This is a genomic window from Kitasatospora sp. Root107, from assembly GCF_001424875.1.
Taxonomy (GTDB): Bacteria; Actinomycetota; Actinomycetes; order Streptomycetales; family Streptomycetaceae; genus Kitasatospora.
The window spans coordinates 53,252-75,085 of sequence record NZ_LMCT01000028.1 but is presented as its reverse complement, the minus strand read 5'-3'; the positions used below and the strand labels follow the sequence as shown (position 1 = coordinate 75,085).

Below are 21,834 nucleotides of genomic sequence, written 5' to 3'. Positions count from 1 at the left end.
CAGGATGGGAGACGCAACCGTCCGAAGCGATCCGCCGGGGGACCACAGCTCATGCAACCGCGACTCTTCGCGATCATCACCGCCTTCCTCCTGGGCGTGCTCGGACTGGGCGCGGTCGCCGTCACCCAGTGGACCCCGCAGCCGGCCGTGCAGGCAGCCGCCCCGGCCGGCCAGGCCGTCCCGGCCGCGCAGACCAGCGGCCCGGCCGCCTCCCCCAGCCCGACCGGCGACCCGGCGGTGTGGACCCGCTCCACCCTGCGCAACAAGCTGATGGCCAAGATGGAGGCCACCGACCCCGGCGTCGCACTGGCCGAGCTGGACGCGATCAGCAAGAAGCTCCCGTACACCGTCCGGTTCTGTCACCCGATCGCGCACGAGCTCGGGCACACCGCGGTCAAGCGGTACAACGCGGACTTCCAGAAGGTGATCTCCTTCCCGCACGAGACCTGCGCGGCCGGCTACCTGCACGGCGCGGTCGAGGAGATGCTGAACGCCTCCGCCAACCCGGAGGAGGACCTGCTCAAGCTCTGCGCCCCGGCCAACAAGGGCCCGTGCATCCACGGCGTCGGCCACGGCACGATGTTCGTCGCCAAGCAGGACGTGGCCAAGGCCCGCGCGCTGTGCAACAAGTTCCCCACCGACAGCCGGAAGATCACCTGCTCCGAGGGCCTGTTCATGCAGCTCTTCGGCCCCGACGAGGAGGACGAGAAGGCCAAGGCCAACCTCGACCCGGCCGCCCTCGCCAAGGACCCGCTCTACCCGTGCAAGGACCAGCCCTCGCTGTTCCAGTCCGCCTGCTTCTTCTACGCGCCGACCTTCTACCTGAGCTCGCACGACTACGCCAACCACGAGAACGTCTTCGCCGACGCGCTCAAGTGGTGCCTCAACGGCCAGGCCAGCGGCGGCGCCAACGACTGCAGCCGGGGCGTCGGCTCCCGGACCATGAAGTACAACCTGGACCGCGAGGACTGGGCCGGCAACGTCTGCGCCACCGCCGCCGACTCCTGGCAGCGCAAGGCCTGCACCCAGGGCCTGATGAGCTACTACACCGTCAACTACACGGAGTCCGGCGCGGGTGCCCGGCTCTGCTCGAAGATCACCAACAAGGAGATCGCGGGCTACTGCCGCAGCGCGGGCGGCCTCTCCAGCACCCTGGACTAAGGTCTACACCAGCACCGGGTACGCCGAGGAAGCCGTGCCTCCATGACCCCTGATGGAGCAGCAGCATGAGCGACACCGCCGACGACTTCCGCACAGCCGCCCGATCCGCCGCCGAGCTGGTCTCCGACTACCTCGACGCGGTGCCGGGCGGCCCGGTCTGGCAGCCGATGGACGAGGCCGACCGGCAGGCGCTGCTCGACCTGCCGTTGCCCGCCGACGGCATGCCGCTGGCGGGCCTGCTGGAGGTGATCGGCAGTCAGCTGATGACCGCTCCGATGGGCAACGGGCACCCCCGCTTCTTCGGCTGGGTGAACTCCGCCCCCGCCCCCGCCGGAGTGCTGGCCACCCTGGCCGCCGCCGCGATGAACCCCAGCTCGGCCGGCGGCGACCACGCCGACGTCCACCTGGAGCGGGCCGTGGTCCGCTGGATCGCCGAGCTGGTCGGCTTCCCGCACCCGGCCGGCGGCGGCATCCTCACCTCCGGTACCTCGATGGCCACCATCCTCTGCCTGGCCGCCGCCAGGAACCGGGCCGCCCGCCTGGCCGGGCACGACCTGCGCGAGGACGGCCTGGCCGGGCTGCCCCCGCTGGTCGCGTACGCCACCGCCGAGACCCACTCCTGCGTCCGCAAGGCCGTCGAACTGCTCGGCCTGGGCAGCCGGCACCTGCGCACCGTGGCCACCGACGCCGAGGGCCGGCTCGACCCGGCCGCGCTGGCCGCGGCGGTGGCCGCCGACCGGGCCGCCGGGCTGCTCCCGTTCCTCGCGGTCGCCTCCGCCGGGACGGTCGGCACCGGCGTGGTGGACGCCTTCGACCCGATCGCCGACGTCTGCGCGGCCGAGGGCCTCTGGCTGCACGTGGACGGCGCGTACGGCGCCTTCGGCGTGCTGGACCCGGGCCTCGCCGACCGGTACGCCGGGATGGACCGGGCCGACTCGCTCGCCCTCGACCCGCACAAGTGGCTCGGCGTCCCGGTGGACTGCGGCTGTGCCCTGGTCCGCGACACCGACGAGCTGCGCGGCACCTTCAGCCTGGTCCCCTCCTACCTGCGCGACGAGGCGGCCGGGGCGCTCGGCTGGTTCTCCGAGTACGGGATGGAGCAGACCCGCCCGTTCCGCTCCCGACGTCGCCGGGCTGATCGGCCTGAAGGCCGCCATCACCGCACCCTGGTCGGACGAGACCCCGGTGCACCTGAGCTGGACCGAACTGGCCCGGCACCTGGGCGCGCTGGTCGAGGCCGACCCGGAGCTGGAGCTGCTCGCCCCGGTGCACACCTCGATCGTGGCCTTCCGGTACCTGCCCGCCGACCCCGCGCGCACCGACGCCGTGAACCGCGAACTGCCGGTCGCCGTCCAGCTGCGCGGGCAGGCCTTTGTTACGGGCGCGCTCTACCAGGGGCACGAGATGCTTCGGGCGTGTCTGCTGAACGCCACCACCACCGAAGCCGACCTGGAACTGCTGTTGTCCGAAGTCCGCAGCGCAGGACGGGAACTGACGGAGCGTCCGACCGGTTCATGATCTGAGGGGAGGCAGTTCGGATGCCATCCGCAGACATTAACCAACAGGTCACGGGGGATTCGTGATCGCGAAACACCGGAAGAGCACGATGCTTCCATGGACACCACTTCACAGCCTTCCCGCGCCCAGCGCCGCAGCGCCCGCAACCACCGCTGGCGCCGCGACTCCACCGAACTCGCCGCGGTCTTCGTCGCGGTGGCGGCCGCCGACCTGGTCGCCAACACCGCCGCCAGGGCCCGACCCGGCCGCACCCCCGGGAGCCGAGGCCGCCGAGGTGACCGGACCGCTGCGCGACTTCGAGCAGACCATGCTCTGGCGGTTGCGCGCCACCGTTTCCGACTCCCCCGGCAGCCTGGCCCGGATCTGCACCGCACTGGCCGGGCAGCAGATCAGCATCGTCTCGATGCAGACCCACCCGCTGCCGGTCGGCGCCGTCGACGAGTTCCTGGTCCGCGCCCCGCTGGCACTCAGCCGGGCCGACCTGGCCCGGGCGGTCGCGGCCGGCGGCGGCCGGGACATCTGGACCGAACAGGCCGACGCCCACGACCTGGTGGACGAGCCGACCCACGTCCTCGCGCTGGCCACCCGGACGGCGCTGGACGCCGCCGAGCTGCCGGTCGCGCTGCGCCGGCTGTTCGGCCGGTGCACGATCCGGCAGTTCCCGAACGGCGGCGCCAAGGCCGCGGCGGGCATCGACGGCCACCTGATGCGACTGCCCGTCCCCTCCGGTGACCTGATCGAACTCAGCCGCCCGCACCTGCCCTTCACCCCGACCGAGTTCGCCCGCGCCCAGGCCCTGGTCGAGCTGGACTCGCTGCTCGGCCCCCGCGTCCCCAAGGTCGAAGCCCGACTCACCCTCCCCGCCGGCACCGACCTGACGGTCCGTCGGGCCGACCCCGAGGACAAGGCCGCCGCCCTCGCCATGCACGGCCGGTGCTCCACCGACGCCCTCCGCAAGCGCTACCACGGCCCGGTCAAGGACGCCGACCGCTACCTCGACCACCTGCTCGACCCCCGCCATGGCCAGACCCTCGCGGTCGAGACCTCGGACGGCCGGATCGTCGCCCTCGCCCACCTGATGTGGGACGACGACAGCGCCGAGATCGCCCTCCTGGTCGAGGACACCTGGCAGCGCCGCGGCCTCGGCGTCGACCTGCTCCGCCGGATGGCCGCCCTGGCCCTGGAAGCCGGCGTCCCCACCGTCTACGCCGTCACCCACGCCTCCAACACCGGCCTGATCTCCACCATGCGCCGCCTCTCCGCCCCCCTCGACTACCAGGTCGAGGACGGCACCCTGGTCATCACCGCCCACCTCTCCGAAGCCACGGAGCAGCTCCCGACCCCCTGGCCCAGCCGCTAGGCAGGCGCTTCGGCATCTACTGTCCAGGGGCTCGGGGAACTGCGAGGAGATCTGGCGTTCGGGTCACTGCGAAAGTGCCTGACCCGCTACGCACGGATCACCTTGCAGTTCCCCGAGCCCCTGTCTTCCGGTCGGCCTTACGGGTAGGACACCACGTTGACCGGGGTGGTACCGGTCGGGGTCACCCCTCCCGTGTCGTTGATGACGTGGGTGATGGTGCCCTGGTAGTTCAGTGAGACGGTGAGCAGCGAGTGGAACCGCACGCCGCTCACGTTGGGCACCTCGAACGCGTGGTAGCCGGACACCGCCGGATTGACGTTGAAGTAGCAGTAGCTGCCCAGCCCCCACGCCTCGTGGCTGGTGACGTTGGCGCCGACCTTGTAGGCGGCGTAACCGTTGACCGTGGCCGAGCTCTTCCAGGCGGCCTGGTCGGGCACGTCGTACGGCATCTCGTTCTGGAAGAAGATCGTCCGGCCGCCCTGGCCGTTCCAGATCACCTCGTGCTTCTGGTAGTGCTCGACGAACAGGCCGGTGGCGAGCACGTTGTTGCCGTTGACGATCAGGCCGGTGTCGGCGGGGTTGACGGTCCATCCGAAGGTCCCGGCGTTGCCGTGGTCGGCCCGCCAGGCCCAGATGTGGTCGATGATCGTGTTGCTGCTGTTGACCACCAGGCTGGTGGTGGCCCTGCCCGCGACCTGACCGCCGATCCGGAAGAACACGTCCTGGATCGTGGTCGGGTTGGCCGCGTGGCCCGCCGCCGAGCCGGCCGGGCCGACGGTCAGCAGCGCCTGCGAGTTGGTGGTGCCGGCGTCGAACAGCAGGCCCTTGAGCCTTACCCCGTCGACGTCCGCGACCTGCATGGCGTTGACGCCGTTGTCGGGGACGAAGGTCGGGTAGCCGATGCCGAGCACGACCGTGTTGGCACGGGTGACGTTGAGCGTCTGGTTCAGGTGGTAGACGCCGGGGGTGACGAACAGGTTGCAGCCCTGGGCGAGCGCGTTGTTGATGGTGGCGGCGGTGTCCCCGGCCTTGACCACGTAGAACTGACTCATCGGCAGCGAGCTGCCAGGGGTGCTGCCACCGGCCCAGCTCGGGCCGGTCGCGTTGGTGCGCAGGCTCGGCAGGAAGACCCGGTAGCGGTTGGCGCCGTCGACGTACAGGTACGGCACGTCCCGGGAGACCGGGGTGGTGGCGAGCACCGTCTCGGGCGGGGTCGGGAAGGTGTTGGCCGGGGCGCCCTGGACGCCGGAGAAGACCATGTTCCAGACGCCGCCGTCCCAGCTGCCGAGGCCGCTGTCCCGGGTGTACCACTGCTGCTGGGAGATCGAGGCCATCTGGCCACTGACCCGGCTGTCGGCGACGTAGCCGCCGCTGGCCCAGCCGTAACTGGCCGGGTAGAGGGCCAGGTTGCCGCGCACGTCGATCCGCCGGAACGGGGCGGCCTGCGCCACCGCCCAACGGTTGGTGCCACCACCGGGGTTGATGGCGAGGTTCTCGGCGCTGCGCCAGAAGTTCTGGGTGGCGTTGCCGGCGTCCGAGGCGTTGAAGGCGTCGACGGTGATGTTGCCGTTGATGACCACGTCACCGGGGTTCTGGCCGAGGCCGGCCACCGAGGTGTAGAAGCCCACGTTGTCGTTGACGTTGTAGGTGCCCGGCTTGAACAGGTCGGCCACCCGGTTCGAGCTGAACTGGGCCGACAGGGTGTCCTTCATCTGGTCGAAGTGGGCGTCCAGCTGCGCCTGGATGGTGGCGGCGGACATGCTCGGGTCGTAGATGTGCACGTTGGGGCCGAAGTTGGGCGTGTCCGACTGCGCCGGGCAGCCGGTCTGGGTGCCACCGATGGTGTAGACCTCGGTGGCCACCGAGGAGTCGGTGCGGCCCGCCAGCTGGGCGAAGGCCCGGACGGTGCCGCTGGCGGTGACGCTGATCGGCCCGGTGTACACCGGGGAGCTGCCGTTCGGCGTGGAACCGTCCCGGGTGTAGCGGATGGTCGCCCCGGCCGTGGCGTCCGAGATGGTCACCGTCTGGGCGGAGGCGTACTGCCCGCCGGCCGGGCTGAAGGTCGGTTGCGCCACCTGGCCGCCGGTGCTGCCGCCCTGGGTGTAGCCGAAGTGCGGGGTGTCGTACTGCGGCCCGCTCTTCTCGTACGTGAACCAGTAGTCCAGCACGTTGCCGCTGACCAGACCGCTGACCGAGTGCGTCCAGGTCCCGGAGCCGTTGACCATCCGGACGTTCTGCTGGTTGGCCGCGTTCACCAGGTAGTGCACGTCGACGTAGAGCGCCGCCGTGGTCGGGGTGAACGAGATCTTCGCCTGGGTGCCGCTGGTCGCGGTCACGCTCTGCGTGTAGTCCGGGTCCGCGGCGGCGGCCGTTCCCGGCGCCAGGCCGAGCCCGCCGAGCAGCAGCGCCAGCACGGCCAGCAGCAGCGGGATGCCGCGGGCGCCCTGCCGCGGCCGTCGGACGCGTGGAGCGGTTCTCTGGAGCGTCATGGGGGTGGGTCCTTCCCTTGTTCATCGCGGTGCGGGGGGCGACGGCATGGGACGGCACCGACCGGCCCCTGGCAGGGGCGGGTCGGCGGCCGGGACACGGGCGAGCGCTGCTCCATGGATGCGGTCGCGGAACGGCGGCACCGGCACGGCAGGAGGGCGCCGCCGACAGGTGCCACATACGGGGCCGGCCCGCCACACCCGGCCGAGACAGGGCGGGAGGGGCTGTGACCCCGGTGGTGGTGAGATGGGTGGAGGTGTACTGAGAGCGCTCTCAGGTCCAGGACGGTACCAGTCACCGGCAGGGCGGCCAAGAGGACGAACCGGAAATACGTCCGGCATCAACGGCCCCAACTTCCCTGCCAGGCAAGCAACCTGACGGATGATCGAGCACCCGCCCCCGACCAGCGCGAAGGCCCCTTGGAGCGCTCGGGGAACTACGACGCCGACCTCGGGACGAATGAGCCGTGCGTAAGTTGTGTGGCTACCGAGCGGCCATGGGCGCGAGTCCGAGGGCGGCCAGTGCGGACGCGCCGGTCTCGGCGTGCGCGCCCCCGGCGAGCAGGAGCGTGCGCGCCCACTGGTAGCGGCAGCCGGCCGCCTCGAACGCCGACGCGGTGGCGAGCAACTGCGGCAGATCACCACCGAGCAGTGCCTCCGCCCGGTCCACCAGGGCGGAGGCGACCGGGTTCCCGGCGACAATGGCCCGGGCCGCGGCGATCCGGCCCCGGGCGTCCGGGTGCCCGGCGAGGACCGCTGCCTCGGCCCGGAGCGCCACGTACCAGTGCAGCCAGACCCAGCAGACCCACTTCCACACCTGCTCCGGCTCGGGCGCGATGCGCTCCAGGGCCGCGTGTGCGTCCCCGTGGTGGAGCAGAACCATGGCGTCGAAGACGGCCCCGTGGCCGTAGTGGTCATCCTCCTGGCTGCCTGCCCGTTCGGTGACCGCGAGCCAGGTCGCCCGAGCTTCGTGGTCGCCTCGCAAGCCGTGGATCATCGCAACGGACGCCGCGGCCGGACCGAGTGAGAACGACCGTTGCCGACCGGCCTGCTCCCACGCGTCGAGGAATCGCACGCTGCTGGTGAGCACCGCGTCGGCATGCCCCGCGAACGCGTCCGCGACCAGCAGCCAGGACGTCGCGTAGTCGCCCACCTCGGCCAGCTGCGGCTGGCCCGCGAGCCGGCCGCCCCACCGACGGGCCGCCGTCAGCTCGCCCGTGCCGACGGCGGTCGCGGCTGCCATGGCAAGGGCGTCGATCAGCTCGTGCGTCCGGGCGGGTGTGCTCGGTGCCGAGGTCAGGATGTCGATCCGGGCCCGGGCCGCAGCCGCGGCGGCGAAGCTCTCACCGGCCCAGCTCTGGGCGCCGGAGAGCGCGTCAAGGGCGGCTGACCGCGCCACCGGGTCGCCCGCGCGCCGAGCGATCTCGACAGCCCGTTCGGCGCACGCGACGGTGTCCGGTGCGGTGTTGTCCGGGGCCCCCTGGACGGCGCCGAACGCGTCCGCGACCACGGCGGCCTCGGCCAGCGCGAGAGCCGCCTCGGCGACCGGGTCGTCGTCACCGGTCAGCTCGCGCGCCGCCGCGAGCAGGCCGGTCACCTCGTCCACGGGCGGAACCCGGTTGATGAACGTGCTGGAGAAGCGGTAGGCGGCGGTGGCGGCCGCCGCCAGGTCGCGGGCGGCCCCGGCGGCGTCCCCGGCCCGGCGGGCGGCTTCGGCGGCGGCCCGGTGCAGGCGGTACATGTCGTCACCTAGCTTGCGGCACCCGGCCACCCCGGCGGCCTGCCGCAGTGCGGCGGCAGCGTCGGCGCCGGCCGCGAGCAGGGCCGCCTGCTCGTACCGCTGTTGGGCCTCGCCCAGCAGGTTGCGGGTGAAGGCCAGCTCGGCCATGGACAGGGCGAGACGGCACGCGTCCGCGCGCTGCTCCGGCCGGCCCGCCGCCCAGGTCAGAGCGGCCCGCAGGTCCTCCGCGACCGCGTCGAACCTGGCTCGCCAGTCCGAGCCGCCGCCGTCCCGGAGGGCAGCCGCACCGGCCAGGCACCATGCCAGGTGGCGCGACCGGACATCGTCGAGCTCACCGACGTCGGAGAGCCGCTCCGTGCCGTACTGACGGAGGGTCTCCAGCGCCTGGTAGCGGGTGCCGGTCTCGGACGGTGTCACGGCGAGCAGGCTCTGCTCGGCGAGCCTGCCGAGCCCGTCGGCGACCGCGGCCGCCTCCAGCGGGGCGAACCCGGCCACCTCGGCGGCCGCCCCGGCGGTGAACGGAGCGACGAACGCCGACACCCGGCGCAGCAGTGCCCGGTCCTGCGGCTCGAGCAGGTCGTGGCTCCAGTCGAGGACGGCCCGCACCGACCGGTGCCTGCCGTCGGCACGGGGGCCGCCGGCGAGGATCCGGAGCTGGTCGCCGAGGCCGGCCGCCAGGCCGTCCAGTCCGAGCGTGGACCACCGGGCCGCCGCCAGTTCGATGGCCAGCGCCATGCCGTCGAGCCGCTCGCACAGCGCCGCGATCCGGTCGCGATCCGCCGGAGCCGGGGCGCTGCCGACCGCCGCCGCCCGCTCCAGGAACAGGGCCACCGCCTCCGACTCGCCGCCTCCGACGCGCGACAGCGGCGGAACCGGGAAGACCCACTCGAACGGCACCATCAGCCGGGCCCGGCTGGTCGCGAGCACCCGTATCCCCGGGCAAGCGACGAGCAGCCGTTCCAGAAACGGCGCCACCCCGTCGCGCACCTGCTCGCAGTTGTCCAGCACCAGCAGCGCCTGACGGTCCGTCAACGCGGCCACCAGCGCGTCGTCGATGCCGCGCCCGGGCTGCTCGCCCACGCCCATGGCCGCCGCGACCGCCGCGCCCACCCGCCCGGGATCGGTGACCGGGACCAGGTCGACGAAGCACACCCCGTCGGCGAAGTCACCTGCCACGTCCGCCGCCACCGCCAGCGCGAGCCGCGTCTTGCCCACCCCGCCCAGACCGACGGCGGTCACCAGCCGACGTGCCGTCACCGCTTCGGCCAGCTCCCCGCGTTCCCGTGTCCGGCCGACGAACGCCGTCAGCGGTGCCGGCAGCGCGGGTGCCGGGCGCGTCTGCCCGGCGTCCGTCGGTCGGGGCGCGTGCCGAGACAGCGCCCGCCGGTCCGGCACCTCCAACTTCCGCAACAGCGAGGAGACGTGCGACTCGACCGTCCGTACCGAGATGAACAGCCGCGCGGCTATCTCGGCGTTGCTCAGGTGCTCCCCGAGCAGCTCTAGCACACCGGCTTCCCGAGCCGAGATCACTGAAGTGGACACCGGGCCATTATCCGTAGAGCTTTCCGTGGTCAGCACGGAGGCGCCCCGTACCCCGCCGGGCGAAGCTGTGAGCACAGGGAACGAGCCCGGCGGACCGCACCGGGCAGGCCGGTCCCGCGACGACAGGAGTGACCGTGACCAGCTCTTCCACCCAGGGGATGAAGACCGTGCTGCATCCCGTGTCCGACCTCGCCCAGGCCAAGGCGGTGTACGCCGCACTGCTCGGTGTCGCGCCGCAGACCGACGAGCCCTACTACGTCGGCTTCGAGGCCGCCGGCCAGCACATCGGCCTCCTCCCGGGCGGCGGACCGCAGGGCCTCACCTCGTCGCTGGCCTACTGGCACGTGTCGGACGTCGAGGCGAAGCTCGCCGAACTGACCGCTGCGGGCGCCACCGTCAAGGAGCCCGCGCACGACGTCGGCGGCCGCATCGTGGCCACCGTCATCGACCCCGACGGCAACCTCCTCGGCCTGCTGCAGGACCGATGACCACCCCACCCCGCTCCCGAGCACAGCGCCGTCACGACACCGAGCACCGGCTCGGCCACGACATCGACGTCTGGGTGGCCAGTGCCTCGGCGGACGGCACCCCGCACCTGGTACCGCTGTCCTTCGACTGGGACGGCGAGGTCCTTCTGGCGGCCACCCCGGCCGAGAGCCCCACCGGCCGGAACCTGACTGCCACCCGGACCGCCCGGCTCGCCCTCGGCCACACCCGCGACGTCGCCATGCTCGACGGCCACGTCGAGGTCCTCGCCATCGACGCGCTGCCGCCGCACCTGGGTGACCGGTTCGCCGCACGCACCGGCTTCGACCCGCGCTCGCTGACCACCCGGTACTGCTGGTTCCGGATCACTCCGCACCGCATCCGGGCCTGGCGGGAGGAGAACGAGCTGACCGGCCGTGAGCTGATGCGCGACGGTCACTGGCTGGTCTGACGCCTCGCCCGGTCCCACCGCACTGTCGAGATCCACACATCGAGATCCACCTATCGAGAGCCTCAAGAAGGAGATCCGCCATGAGCAGCACCGACAACCGCACGCACGAGGGATTCACGGCCGAGGAGCGTGCCGCGATGAAGGACCACGCACAGGAGCTCAAGCAGGCGGCGCGCCGCGGCGCGAAGGCGGACAAGGCGGCACAGGAGGAACAGGACGTGCTAGCGAAGATCGCGGAGATGCAGGACGCGGACCGGACCATGGCCGAGCGCGTCCACGCCGTCGTCACCGCCACCGCCCCGGTCCTCGCACCGAAGCTCTGGTACGGGATGCCGTCCTACGCGCTGGACGGCAAGGTCGTCTGCTTCTTCCAGTGCGCGGAGAAGTTCAAGGCGCGTTACGCGACGCTCGGGTTCAGCGACCATGCCAAGCTGGACGACGGCCCGATGTGGGCGGCCGCCTTCGCCCTGACCGAGGTGACGGCCGAGGTGGAGGCGCGGATCGCCGCACTCGTGAAGCAGGCCGTGAGCTGAGCCGCGCCGGTCGGTGGCCCTCGTCGCCTCCTGCTCCGCCCTGCGGGCGGCAGGAGGCCCGAGGGGCGGACGCGGTGCCGGAAACCCCTGGTGGGTACCTCCCCGTGCCTGCCAGAATGGTCGCCATGACCTACCGAATCGAGCACCGCACCGCCCGGTGACCCCGCTGTACGAGCAGGCCCGCCAGCTGCTCCGGCAGACACCCGACCGACCGTTGCCCCTACAGCGGCAGCGCTACCTCTCACGTCCGGGCCCCGGGCAGGATCTGACCGAGGATCAGCGGACCGCGCTGCTCTCCGCAGCCCTGCGCAGCTTCTTCGCCGACCCGGACGCCGGACCGCCGCAGCTGCACACGCTGCTCTGCGAACTCACCCTGGGCCCCGACACGGCGGCCGCCGCCCTGGAGCACTGGCCGGAGCTGCCGCCCGAGCGGGCCCGTGCGGTGGGACGCCGGCTGCTCCGGGAAGGCACCGACGAGCGGCCGGTCCTGGTCGGCCTGGAGCTGCTGGCCCGCACCGGCACTGTCCACGACCTGCCATCGATCCGCACCGTCGGCCTGTTCAACGCCTTCACCGCCCAGGCCGGCGCCGCACTCGCGGCGCTCGGCGGCACCGCGTCCGACCTGCGTTGGCTGGCCGACCGCTGCCGGCCCCGCCATCAGCTCACCCTGGTGCGAGGGCTCTGCCGGAACCCCACCCCCACCACCCGGCCCTGGCTGCTGCACCACGTCGTCAGCGTTCCCCGGACGCCGGGCAGGACGATCCGCCAGGTCGCCGAGGCCGTCGGCCTGGTCCGGCTCCTCGACGACCCGCACAGCGACGAGTCAACCTGCCTGGACGCCGGCCGGGTCCTGCTGGCACTGGCTCGCTGGGACAACTTCCTGCCCCAGATCGGCCGGTACGCCGATGCCGTACCCGCCTACCGGGCGCTGCTGCGGCGGGCCGAACGATGGTCACCGACTCTCGACCGGTACGCGCTCCTGGTGGACATCGCCCTGGAGTTGACCACCGGGCACTCCTGGAAGCTGGACTGGACACCCGGCGAACCCGCCCGGCTGGTCGACCGGGTGCTGGCCACCCTCGCCGCACCGGGCTGGCGAAACTGTCTGACCGACGCACTGGCCGATCCCGAGCCGCCTACTCACCAACGGGCGGAGTGGGCGCGGTCGAACCTCGACCGGCTGACGCGGCGTCGGCCGCCCCGCCCGGGGACCGCCTCGCTGGACCTCTGGACCGTCCGCGGTGACCCGGCCTGGAGCGACCTGCTCGAGGCCCGGGTGCTGGTCGATGACGTCCCGTTCCCGTGCGACCGCTACATCGACCAGGGCTACAGCTTCCTGATCGGCATCTCCGACCTCGGCCCGGGCTGGGCGCACTACGGGGATCCGGACACCGTGTGCGAGCGGACCGCTGACCGGGTGCACTGGCGGGCCCCGGACGGGCGGGTGACCGCCTTCGACGCCGCCGAGTACGACGCCGAGATCGCCAGGGCCGGGGCGGACCGCTCCTGGCACTGGCCCGCACTGCTGGTGGCCGACGAGCTGCAGCACCTGCTCGAAGCGGACCGGAGCGTGCTCGGCCGCTGGAACTGCGAGCTGGAGTGGGTGCACGCGGAGAACAACGAACCAGGCCTGATCCGCCTGCGCTTCCGGCTCTGGCCCCGGGTGCCGGAGTGGCGGTGCCTCTTCCTGGTCCGGACCCTGCCGGTGGACGACCGCCCGGTCGCGGAGCAGGCCGCCGAGCTCGTCCGCGAGCTGTCCGGCACCGACCCCGTCGAGTCGGCCGTCTCCACCGGCGGCGACCGCGCCCTGGCCGAGCTGCGGAACAAGCCGTGGTCCTGAACCAGGGGGCTGAGCGAGCGTCAGAAGTGCCCCTGCGCGGTCTCCGGGGACGGAGTGGGTAGGCTGGCCCCGTTCTGCCGCGCAAGCGGCGCCGCAGCAAGGAGGAACCACAGAGCATGCCAGGCCCCGATTCGGAAGCCGCAGCCGTACGCGATGCCTCGCTGCCCGCCCGTGCCAAGATCGCCGTGACGGCCGGCCGCGTTGCCGCGGCCCTGTCGCAGAAGGCCGGCCGTGGCAGTGGTTCGGTGATCGGTGGCAAGATCGCCCTCAGGCTCGACCCCGACCTGCTGGCGACCCTCTCCGACCACCTCGACGTGGTGCTGGTGAGCGCGACCAACGGCAAGACCACCACCACCCGTCTGATCGCCGAGGCGCTGCGCGCCGCCGGCCCGGTGGTCTCCAACGCCCTCGGCGCCAACATGCCCGCCGGGATCACCGCCGCCCTCGCCGGTGGCAGCGAAGCCCGCTTCGGCGTGATCGAGGTGGACGAGAAGTACCTGGCCGGCGTCGCCCGCGACACCCGGCCGAAGGCCATAGCGCTGCTCAACCTCTCGCGCGACCAGCTGGACCGCGCCGCCGAGACCCGGATGATGGCCGAGAAGTGGCGCGAGGGTCTCCAGGACACCGACGCGGTGATCATCGCGAACGCGGACGACCCGCTGGTGACCTGGGCCGCCTCGTCCTGCCGCAAGGTGGTCTGGGTGGCCGCCGGTCAGGCGTGGAAGGAGGACGCCTGGTCCTGCCCGTCCTGCGGTGGTGTGATGCAGCGTCCGGGCGACGACTGGTTCTGCCAGGACTGCGGTTTCCGCCGTCCGCAGCCGCACTGGGCGCTCCAGGGCACCCACGTGATCGACCCGCAGCGCGGCGCCTGGCCGATCCAGCTCCAGCTCCCGGGCCGGGCCAACCTGGCCAACGCGACCAGCTCGGCCGCGGTGGCCGCCGTCTTCGGCGTCGCCCCGCAGGTCGCGCTCCAGCGGATGCAGGCCGTCACGGCGGTCGCCGGCCGCTACGACGTGGTGCAGTACCACGGCCGCGACGTCCGGCTGCTGCTGGCGAAGAACCCGGCCGGCTGGCTGGAGACCTTCTCGCTGATCGACCAGCCGCCGGCCCCGGTGATCCTCTCGGTCAACGCAATGGACGCGGACGGCACCGACACCTCCTGGCTGTGGGACGTGGACTACGAGCGGCTGTCCGGCCACCCGATCTTCGTGATGGGCCAGCGCAAGCTGGACCTGGCGGTCCGGCTCGAGGTCGCGGGCCTCCAGTTCCACGTCGTGGACACCCTGGAGCAGGCGGTCCGGATGGCCCCGCCCGGGCGGATCGAGGCGATCGCCAACTACACGGCGTTCCAGCAGCTGCGCAAGGCGGTGGCGAACTGATGGCGACTCCCCCGTTCCAGGAGAACCCTTACCAGCAGCAGCCCCCGTACCCCACCGAGCCGCCCCAGCCGCGGCCGCAGTCCGGAAGGTCCCAGCGGATGAGCGAGAGCAGCCTGCGCCTGGTCTGGGTCTACCCGGACCTGCTGAGCACCTACGGCGACCGCGGCAACGCGCTGGTCGTCGAGCGCCGGGCCCGCCAGCGCGGCCTGAACGTCCAGCGGATCGACGTCCGTTCGGACCAGGCGGTGCCGACCAGTGGTGACATCTACCTGATCGGCGGCGGTGAGGACCGTCCGCAGCGGCTGGCGGCCGAGCGGCTCGCGGCGGACCAGGGCCTGGTCCGGGCGGCCGAGAACGGCGCGATCATCTTCTCGGTCTGCGCCGGGTACCAGATCCTCGGCCACGAGTTCCTGAACGACCGGGGCGAGCGCCAGCCGGGCCTCGGCCTGCTGGACGTCTGGACCGGCCGGGGCGAGGGCGCCCGCTGCGTCGGCGACGTACTGGCGGAGACGGACCCTCAGCTGAACCTCCCTCAGCTCACCGGCTTCGAGAACCACCAGGGCATCACCCACCTCGGCCAGGGCGTCAAGCCGCTGGCCCAGGTCCAGGTCGGCCGGGGCAACGGCACCGGCGACGGCACCGAGGGCGCCTGGCGCGACACCATCTTCGGCACCTACCTGCACGGCCCGGTGATGGCCCGTAACCCCGCCGTCGCCGACATGCTGATCAAGCTGGCGCTGGACGTGAACGCACTGCCGCCGGCCGACACCACCTGGTACGACGCGCTGCGCGCCGAGCGGATCTCGGCGACCCGTCAGCCCGCCTGAGCTGTCCACGGGTTGAACCGGGGGTCAACAACCCCCGGAATCCGTACGAGAATGGAAGAGCCGGACGCACACCCTCCTAAGGCGTTCGGCGCATGACCACACGGGCCGGGTCAAAGGTGACGCGGCCCACATCGGTGCCTGACCGGTCGGACCCGGGCGCCGTATGGTGGAAGTCCGGCTGTCCGTACTGCACGGGAGTTGCAAAGCAATGCGTATTGGTGTGCTGACCAGCGGCGGTGACTGCCCTGGCCTGAACGCTGTGATCCGTTCCGTGGTCCACCGGGGGGTGGTCGACCACGGCGACGAGATCATCGGGTTCCAGGACGGCTGGCGCGGTCTCCTGGAGGGCGTCCACCGCCCGCTCACCATCGACTCGGTGAGCGGAATCCTCGCCCAGGGCGGCACCATCCTGGGCTCCTCCCGGGTCCAGCCGAGCCACCTGCGGGACGGTGTCGAGCGGGCCAAGCAGTACTGCGCGGACCTCGGCATCGACGCGGTGATCCCGATCGGCGGCGAAGGCACCCTGAAGGCCGCCAAGCTGATGAGCGACGGCGGGCTGCCGGTGATCGGGGTCCCGAAGACCATCGACAACGACATCGCCTGCACCGACGTGACCTTCGGTTTCGACACCGCCGTCTCGGTGGCCACCGACGCGCTGGACCGCCTGAAGACCACCGCCGAGTCGCACCAGCGGGTCATGGTGGTCGAGGTGATGGGCCGTCACACCGGCTGGATCGCGCTGAACGCGGGCATGGCCGCCGGTGCGCACGCGATCGTGGTGCCCGAGCGGCCGTTCCACATCGACAAGCTGACCGAGGTGGTCCGCGAACGCTTCGACCGGAACAAGAAGTTCGCGATCGTGGTCTGCGCCGAGGGCGCCAAGCCCGAGCCCGGCTCCATGCACTGGGAGGAGGGCGTGAAGGACATCTACGGCCACGAGCGGTTCACCGGGATCGCCAACCAGCTCTCCCGCGAGCTGGAGCACCGCCTCGGCAAGGAGGCCAAGCCGGTCATCCTCGGCCACACCCAGCGCGGCGGCACCCCGACCGCGTACGACCGCGTGCTCGCCACCCGATTCGGCTGGCACGCCGTCGAGGCCGCCCACAAGGGCGCCTTCGGCCACATCACCGCACTCCAGGGCACCGAGATCAAGCTGGTCCCGCTGGCCGACGCGGTGGCCGACCTGAAGACCGTCCCGGCCGAGCGCTACGTCGAGGCCGAGACCGTCATCTGACCCGCCTTCACCGCGAAAGGGGTGGCCCTCCGGCACGGAGGCCCACCCCTTTCGGCGTACCGGGCCACCTCCGGAGGGAAGAGCGCAGTGAACAGAGATGATCTTCGAAACCGTCTGCCGGCTTCCGGCCACCGCGAAAGCTCGTACTCCCTCGACGGCTACCGGGACGAGCTGACCTGTCTGGAGTCCAGGGGACAGCAGTGGGCGGTCTACTACGGCGAGCGGGGTCAGAAGATCCTGACGCACCTCTTTCCGGACGAGGACTCGGCGTGCCGCTACATGTTGGGCGTGGTCACCGGGAACGAGGATCTCAATGACCGCTGACGACCCCATCGCGTACATCACCCTCGACGGCGGCCTGATCGCGGTCGAAACCCCGGCATCCGGAGTCCCCGGTATCGACAACGCCGAGTTCCTCACGTTCACTGCGACGGATCTGGACCTCTACCCGACCGGAGTCTGACCGGGGCCCGCCCGCGAACGTGGGCACGCCTGCGGCTCAGCGCACCGCCACCGCCCTCCCCGGCGAGCCGACCCGGGCAGACCGACGGCCCGTGGTTAGCGTGACCGGATGGAGATCCTCGCCTACGGCGTCCAACAAGATGAGCGTCCCCTGCTGGAGCAGGCCTTCGCCGAACGGCACGCCCTCCGCAGCCTGGCGGTCTTCCTCAACAGCGACACCGCGCCCCTGGCCGCCGGGTACCCCGTCGTCAGCAGCAGCGTCAACGACGTCCTGGACGCCGCCACCCTCACCCTGCTCGCGGCCGGCGGCACCCGGCTGATCGCCCAACGCTCCACCGGTTTCAACAACATCGACCTGACCGCCGCCGCCGAACTCGGCCTCACCGTGGCCCGGGTCTCCTACTACAGCCCGTACGCGGTCGCCGAACACGCCTGGACCCTGGCACTGGCCGTCAACCGCCGGCTCACCCGGGCCGCCACCCGCTCCCGTGAGTTCGACTTCCGGCTCGACGGCCTGCTCGGCCGCGACATCCACGGCATGACGGTCGGCGTGATCGGCACCGGCAAGATCGGCGAGTGCTTCGCCCGAATCGCGCACGGCTTCGGCACCCGGCTGCTCGGCTGGGACATCGCCCAGAACCCCGCCTGCCTCGACCTCGGCATGACGTACGTCGACCGCCCCGAACTGCTCGCCGAGAGCGACCTGATCAGCCTGCACGTCCCGCTGCTGCCCGACACCCACCACGTGATCGACGGCGCCGCCCTCGCCCTGATGAAGGACGACGCCATCCTGATCAACTCCAGCCGCGGCGGTCTGGTCGACACCGCCGCCCTGGTCGAGACCCTCCGCCACGGCAAGCTCTCCGGCGTCGGCCTGGACGTCTACGAGGAGGAGACCGGCATCTTCTTCTACGACCGCTCGCTCGAAGGCATCAACGACGACACCCTCGCCCGCCTGGTCACCTTCCCCCAGGTCCTGGTGACGTCCCATCAGGCCTACTTCACCCACACCGCAGTCGGCCAGATCATCGAAGCCACCGTCCACAACATCGAGGACTTCGAGGCCGGCCGCCGCAACGAGAACACCCTCGTCCCAAGGGCCGCCGCCTGAGCCCCGAGAGCCCGCCGAGCATCCCGGGCGACCCCGACCGGGCAGCCACCGTCGGCGAGGCCCGAAGTGCCATCAGGTCTCGGCCAGCATGCGGATGATGGGGCACGCGCGCTCACGTAGCCGCGGATCTCGTCGAGCCCCTCGCGGATGTAGACCAGGTCCCTGGCGATCTGCCCGTCCACCGGTGGGGCGAGCCGGGGCAGCAGTTCCGCGTCCATGAAGTGGATGAGGAACGCCAGCACCTGAACGGCGTTGGCCTCGATCACAACAGGTTCGCCTTGGGGTCGTGGGGCCCCGGCCTGACACTCCGTCAAGGCCCGTCTTGCCCAGGAGTACTGCCGCAGGATATTTTGAACGCGTTCAGCAATGGCTCCGGGGGAAGCAGGCATCATGCACGTGTACCGCAGGCAGTGCGACCAGACGGCGTGGGCGTTCACGGTCGCGCTGCTGGCCCTCCTGCCAGTCAGCTACCTGGCGCTCTTCGAGATCGAGCAGGAACTGCCGCTCGGCGACGCCGGAATGACGACCTTCGGCCTGCTGCCGCTGCTGTTGCTCCCGTTCGTGATGAGCGCCAGACGGTGGGCCGAGCAGGGCCGGGCCGCCTCTCGATGGGCCGCGCGGTCGGCACTGCGCTACGCGCTGTACGTTCTGGCTCCGGTCGCGTTGCTGGCCCCACTGCCAACGCTGGGGACCAGCTACACGGGCACGCCGGGCTCACCCCTGGAGGAGTACTTCGAGGTGGTCCTGCTGGCGGCGCTCCTGCTCGGGGTGCCGATGCTGCTGGCCCTGCTGATGGTCGCGCCCTGGGCCTCGGCCCGGCACCAGGGCGCACGGACCGCGCTGATCGTGCTCTCCAACCTCGGTCCGGTGTTCGTCCTGCTGCTCGGCGGCTTCCCGGTCCTGCTCGTGATCTGCGCCCAGGTAGTGTTCGCCTGCCGGGTCACCCCGACCGCAGCCGTGACGCCCCGTCAGGACGCCGGCTAGTGCTGTGACCGCAGAGGTTCGCCGGGTTGGCGATGGCACGCCTGGACCAGTCGGATGTGGGTGGACATCCAGTGGCGTGACCCCTGCGGCCTACGACTCCTGTGGGCCGCAGGGCTTGCCGTCAGTTCAGGGATACATCGGGCGGCACTCGCCGTCCCGCACCGGGCACAGTGCGAGGTCGAGGCCGAGCGGCGCGCCCTGATAGGGCACGGCGAAGCGGCTCACCGCAAAGGTGACGACCCGGCCGGGGCCGAGCACCACGGTTCGCGAGCTCGCCGGGTGGAAGGTGCGGGGCTCGTCGCCCTTCAGCACGATCCCGCTGTCGATCCCGGGGAAGACCGCGAGCATGGCCGGGCTGTGCTGGACCAGGCCGATCAGGATGGGCGCCCGGTCGGCGAGTTCGTCGATCGGGCCGTAGAGGACCGTCTGCCCGCGGGAACCTCGCTCGTCCCGGGTGATGGCCACCACGCAGACGTCCACATCGTCCACCAGCCACAGCGCGTAGGCCCGGTCACGGCCGTCCGAGTCCAGTACCAGCATGTTCGACAGGTCCGCCCGGGGGCACCGCTCCGGCGGGTCATCCAGCTCGTCTACGATCCACTGGTCGGCCGGGCCCGCGTGCTCGCGCAGCACGACAGGGTGCCTGACCAGAGCCGTCGCGGACGGTACCGGCGCCGCAGTGCGGGAGCTCTCGGCCGGAGCGCCCGGTCGGGCTGGTGACGCGGCCGTCCCGGGATCTCTCTCCACCAATCCAGACCCGGCCAACACCAACGACACCAGCACCGCCGCGGCCGTCCGGCACGCCGCGTTCTTCGAGTCCATCGCATCCCCCCGAGCAAGTCATGGCTCCCTGCGGATCCTCCCACGGCACGGCCTCGAGGCGGGCTCGGACCGTGTTCTGAAGCCGTCAGTCCGAGCGGGGCGAGGAGCGAACGGACGTGCCGCAGAAGCAGGTTGCTTGATCACGCGGCGAGAGCCGGGCGTCCACCCCAGCGGATGCCCTTCTCGCTGCGGATGCGGGCGCGTTCGCGGCGTTGGGCTTCCAGGACGTCGGGGTGGCGGGCGTTGGCGTTGCGCCAGCGCAGGTAGGCGTGCAGCGCGCGGGTCTGGACCGTGTGGTTCGGGTGGTTCGAGTTCGCCAGGGTGAACTGCCGCAGCGGCCCGAAGTGCGCCTCGATCGGGTTCGCCCAGGAGGCGTTGGTCGGGGTGAAGTAGAGGTGCACGTTGTTGTTCTGGGCCCAGCGGCGGATCTTCTTGCCGTTGTGGGCGGAGAGGTTGTCGAGGATGACGTAGACCGGGGCGCCGTCCGGGCGGGCGGCGCGGATCGACTTGAGCGCGGCCAGGCTGTTCGTGGTGCCCTTGCGGCGGCGGTTGACGCCCCACAGGGTGTCGTCGCCGATCGAGTAGCACCCGTGGAAGTAGGTCACGCCGTGGGTGCGGTGGTAGGTCGCCGGCAGCCGGTCGGGCTGGCCCTCCTTGGCCCAGCAGGATCCTGCGGTGGGGCGGATGCCCAGCGGCCCGAACTCGTCGAACGCGAACGTCCGGTCGGGGAAGCGTTCCAGGACGTGCTCGATCCGGTCGAGCTTGGCATCCCGCTCGGGATCGGTGGACTCCTTCCACGTCTTGGTCCGTTGGAAGGTGACGCCGCGTCGGGCGAGCAGGCAGCGCAGGGCCTCGCGGCTCAGGCGGATCACCCGGCCGTGCACCTTGCGCAGGTAGGCGAGCAGTTTGCGGATGGACCAGCGGGTGAAGGGCTGCCCGAGCTTAGCCGGGCGGGTGGTGGCCGCCAGGACGACGAAGTCCTCGTCGTCAGGACTGAGTTGGCGGGGACGGCCTCCCGCCCATCGAGGGTCCAGACAGGCCAGGCCGATCTCGTTGAACCGGTGGATCACGTCCCGCACGGTGTCCTCGTCGGCCGCCACCAGCTGGGCGATGACCGGCACCCGGTTGCCGCCGGCCGAGGCCAGCAGCATCATCGCCCGTCGGTACCGCACGGTATTCGTGCTGCCTCGGCGCACGATCCGCTGTAACTGCTGGCCCTCCTGGTCCGTCAGTCTCCGGACCTTGACCGGTTCCGCCACCGCGCCTCCCCGAACGTCGAATGTCCGCCCACATCCAACCGGTTCGGACCGTGCCACCGCCAACCCGGTGGACGTATGCGGTCACAGCACTAGGGACCGTCTCTCTGGCTGCTGCGGGCCCAGATGAGGATGGCTGCGAGGTGCCGCCGAGCACCAGGCGTACGCCAACGGCCTCGGCAAGCCCCCGCGCTCATCGGCGTCAGCTCCACCGCCTCCGACGGCCTCAGCTGGATCCCAGCCGCGGACGGCCTCTCAGTCGGCTCGGCCTACAAAGTGAACGTCAAGGCCGCAGATATCAACGGCGTGGCGACCACCGCCACCACCAGCTTCACCCAAGAAGACCGCCACGGTCGAGGACAACGTGGTGACCGGTCCTCAACCTGGCAGGCCCCGTCGTGGTCGTCCGGCTGATCGCCATCGCCGATGATCACACCCTCGTCGGTGCACCCGCCCCAGTGCTGCAGGGCCGGGACCGGGACGACGATCAGGGGGCCACCCACTGATTCGGCCCAGAGCAGATCCAGGATCTCGGCCCACGGACCCGGACGCTCGATGCCGGGTCTCCCCCTGTGGAGGTGATCCGACAGAGGTGCCGGAGAACCGCGTTCTCGCGCGATTCCGGAACCTCCTGTCGGATC

General features: G+C 71.6%; 19 protein-coding genes. 14 read left to right on the top strand and 5 right to left on the bottom strand.

Annotated features, from left to right (window positions below; genetic code table 11):
* Nucleotides 1–51 precede the first annotated feature (51 nt).
* The 3 genes from ASC99_RS23765 to ASC99_RS23755 all read left to right on the top strand — a co-directional run bounded on the left by ASC99_RS23765 (nucleotide 52) and on the right by ASC99_RS23755 (nucleotide 4,039).
* Complete coding sequence (locus ASC99_RS23765; protein WP_057235366.1) at nucleotides 52–1,161, top strand: hypothetical protein; 1,110 nt, start codon at nucleotides 52–54, stop codon at nucleotides 1,159–1,161.
* 65 nt (nucleotides 1,162–1,226) lie between these two features.
* Nucleotides 1,227–2,684, top strand: a complete 1,458-nt coding sequence (locus ASC99_RS23760) for a pyridoxal-dependent decarboxylase (protein WP_057235364.1) — start codon at nucleotides 1,227–1,229, stop codon at nucleotides 2,682–2,684.
* Between the two features lie 269 nt (nucleotides 2,685–2,953).
* Nucleotides 2,954–4,039, top strand: a complete 1,086-nt coding sequence (locus ASC99_RS23755) for a GNAT family N-acetyltransferase (protein WP_369825146.1) — start codon at nucleotides 2,954–2,956, stop codon at nucleotides 4,037–4,039.
* Between the two features lie 137 nt (nucleotides 4,040–4,176).
* On the opposite strand, the gene ASC99_RS23750 is transcribed toward ASC99_RS23755, so the two are convergent.
* Together ASC99_RS23750 and ASC99_RS41760 are read right to left on the bottom strand one after the other, a co-directional pair.
* Nucleotides 4,177–6,528, bottom strand: a complete 2,352-nt coding sequence (locus ASC99_RS23750) for a chitobiase/beta-hexosaminidase C-terminal domain-containing protein (RefSeq protein WP_057235361.1) — start codon at nucleotides 6,526–6,528, stop codon at nucleotides 4,177–4,179.
* 481 nt (nucleotides 6,529–7,009) lie between these two features.
* Complete coding sequence (locus ASC99_RS41760) at nucleotides 7,010–9,808, bottom strand: LuxR C-terminal-related transcriptional regulator (RefSeq protein ID WP_057235359.1); 2,799 nt, start codon at nucleotides 9,806–9,808, stop codon at nucleotides 7,010–7,012.
* Between the two features lie 134 nt (nucleotides 9,809–9,942).
* Between ASC99_RS41760 and ASC99_RS23740 the strand changes: the two genes are divergently transcribed.
* The 11 genes from ASC99_RS23740 to ASC99_RS23695 all read left to right on the top strand — a co-directional run bounded on the left by ASC99_RS23740 (nucleotide 9,943) and on the right by ASC99_RS23695 (nucleotide 19,115).
* Nucleotides 9,943–10,296 (top strand): VOC family protein, encoded by a 354-nt coding sequence (locus ASC99_RS23740; RefSeq protein WP_057235357.1) that lies wholly within the window; start codon nucleotides 9,943–9,945, stop codon nucleotides 10,294–10,296.
* Nucleotides 10,293–10,745, top strand: a complete 453-nt coding sequence (locus ASC99_RS23735) for a pyridoxamine 5'-phosphate oxidase family protein (protein WP_057235355.1) — start codon at nucleotides 10,293–10,295, stop codon at nucleotides 10,743–10,745. Before ASC99_RS23740 ends, ASC99_RS23735 begins: the two co-directional genes overlap by 4 nt.
* 80 nt (nucleotides 10,746–10,825) lie before the next feature.
* Entirely contained in the window at nucleotides 10,826–11,278 is a 453-nt protein-coding gene (locus ASC99_RS23730) for an iron chaperone (RefSeq protein WP_057235353.1), read from the top strand.
* A 157-nt stretch (nucleotides 11,279–11,435) separates the two neighbouring features.
* The gene (locus ASC99_RS23725) at nucleotides 11,436–13,118 is read left to right on the top strand and encodes a hypothetical protein (protein WP_057235351.1); all 1,683 of its coding nucleotides are present in this window, start codon (nucleotides 11,436–11,438) and stop codon (nucleotides 13,116–13,118) included.
* Between the two features lie 116 nt (nucleotides 13,119–13,234).
* Nucleotides 13,235–14,497, top strand: a complete 1,263-nt coding sequence (locus tag ASC99_RS23720) for a MurT ligase domain-containing protein (protein WP_057235349.1) — start codon at nucleotides 13,235–13,237, stop codon at nucleotides 14,495–14,497.
* A 98-nt stretch (nucleotides 14,498–14,595) separates the two neighbouring features.
* On the top strand, nucleotides 14,596–15,324 hold the full coding sequence (locus ASC99_RS23715; RefSeq protein WP_057235347.1) for a type 1 glutamine amidotransferase: 729 nt from the start codon (nucleotides 14,596–14,598) through the stop codon (nucleotides 15,322–15,324).
* Nucleotides 15,325–15,532: 208 nt separating this feature from the next.
* The gene (locus ASC99_RS23710; protein ID WP_057235345.1) at nucleotides 15,533–16,558 is read left to right on the top strand and encodes a 6-phosphofructokinase; all 1,026 of its coding nucleotides are present in this window, start codon (nucleotides 15,533–15,535) and stop codon (nucleotides 16,556–16,558) included.
* 87 nt (nucleotides 16,559–16,645) lie between these two features.
* Nucleotides 16,646–16,882, top strand: a complete 237-nt coding sequence (locus ASC99_RS23705) for a hypothetical protein (protein ID WP_057235343.1) — start codon at nucleotides 16,646–16,648, stop codon at nucleotides 16,880–16,882.
* On the top strand, nucleotides 16,872–17,021 hold the full coding sequence (locus tag ASC99_RS38840; RefSeq protein ID WP_157531705.1) for a hypothetical protein: 150 nt from the start codon (nucleotides 16,872–16,874) through the stop codon (nucleotides 17,019–17,021). The genes ASC99_RS23705 and ASC99_RS38840 overlap by 11 nt, the downstream gene beginning before the upstream one ends.
* A gap of 108 nt (nucleotides 17,022–17,129) precedes the next feature.
* Entirely contained in the window at nucleotides 17,130–18,131 is a 1,002-nt protein-coding gene (locus ASC99_RS23700) for a 2-hydroxyacid dehydrogenase (protein WP_057235341.1), read from the top strand.
* Nucleotides 18,132–18,521: 390 nt separating this feature from the next.
* Nucleotides 18,522–19,115 (top strand): hypothetical protein, encoded by a 594-nt coding sequence (locus ASC99_RS23695; RefSeq protein WP_057235339.1) that lies wholly within the window; start codon nucleotides 18,522–18,524, stop codon nucleotides 19,113–19,115.
* A 126-nt stretch (nucleotides 19,116–19,241) separates the two neighbouring features.
* Here ASC99_RS23695 and ASC99_RS23690 read toward each other — a convergent pair whose 3' ends face one another.
* From ASC99_RS23690 to ASC99_RS37635, 3 genes are all read right to left on the bottom strand, one after another.
* Nucleotides 19,242–19,748: a hypothetical protein gene (locus ASC99_RS23690; protein ID WP_057235337.1), complete on the bottom strand. Its 507-nt coding sequence runs from the start codon at nucleotides 19,746–19,748 to the stop codon at nucleotides 19,242–19,244.
* A gap of 329 nt (nucleotides 19,749–20,077) precedes the next feature.
* On the bottom strand, nucleotides 20,078–21,196 hold the full coding sequence (locus ASC99_RS23685) for an IS630 family transposase (protein WP_057235335.1): 1,119 nt from the start codon (nucleotides 21,194–21,196) through the stop codon (nucleotides 20,078–20,080).
* A gap of 266 nt (nucleotides 21,197–21,462) precedes the next feature.
* Nucleotides 21,463–21,696, bottom strand: a complete 234-nt coding sequence (locus tag ASC99_RS37635; RefSeq protein WP_082598572.1) for an Imm21 family immunity protein — start codon at nucleotides 21,694–21,696, stop codon at nucleotides 21,463–21,465.
* Nucleotides 21,697–21,834: the final 138 nt, after the last annotated feature.

Coding starts and splice junctions, on each gene's coding strand:
- ASC99_RS23750 (WP_057235361.1), bottom strand. CDS start 6,528: ATGACGCTCCAGAGAACCGCTCCACGCGTCCGACGGCCGCGGCAGGGC.
- ASC99_RS23695 (WP_057235339.1), top strand. CDS start 18,522: ATGCACGTGTACCGCAGGCAGTGCGACCAGACGGCGTGGGCGTTCACG.
- ASC99_RS23720 (WP_057235349.1), top strand. CDS start 13,235: ATGCCAGGCCCCGATTCGGAAGCCGCAGCCGTACGCGATGCCTCGCTG.
- ASC99_RS23710 (WP_057235345.1), top strand. CDS start 15,533: ATGCGTATTGGTGTGCTGACCAGCGGCGGTGACTGCCCTGGCCTGAAC.
- ASC99_RS23735 (WP_057235355.1), top strand. CDS start 10,293: ATGACCACCCCACCCCGCTCCCGAGCACAGCGCCGTCACGACACCGAG.
- ASC99_RS23760 (WP_057235364.1), top strand. CDS start 1,227: ATGAGCGACACCGCCGACGACTTCCGCACAGCCGCCCGATCCGCCGCC.
- ASC99_RS23700 (WP_057235341.1), top strand. CDS start 17,130: ATGGAGATCCTCGCCTACGGCGTCCAACAAGATGAGCGTCCCCTGCTG.
- ASC99_RS38840 (WP_157531705.1), top strand. CDS start 16,872: ATGACCGCTGACGACCCCATCGCGTACATCACCCTCGACGGCGGCCTG.
- ASC99_RS23715 (WP_057235347.1), top strand. CDS start 14,596: ATGAGCGAGAGCAGCCTGCGCCTGGTCTGGGTCTACCCGGACCTGCTG.
- ASC99_RS23730 (WP_057235353.1), top strand. CDS start 10,826: ATGAGCAGCACCGACAACCGCACGCACGAGGGATTCACGGCCGAGGAG.
- ASC99_RS23765 (WP_057235366.1), top strand. CDS start 52: ATGCAACCGCGACTCTTCGCGATCATCACCGCCTTCCTCCTGGGCGTG.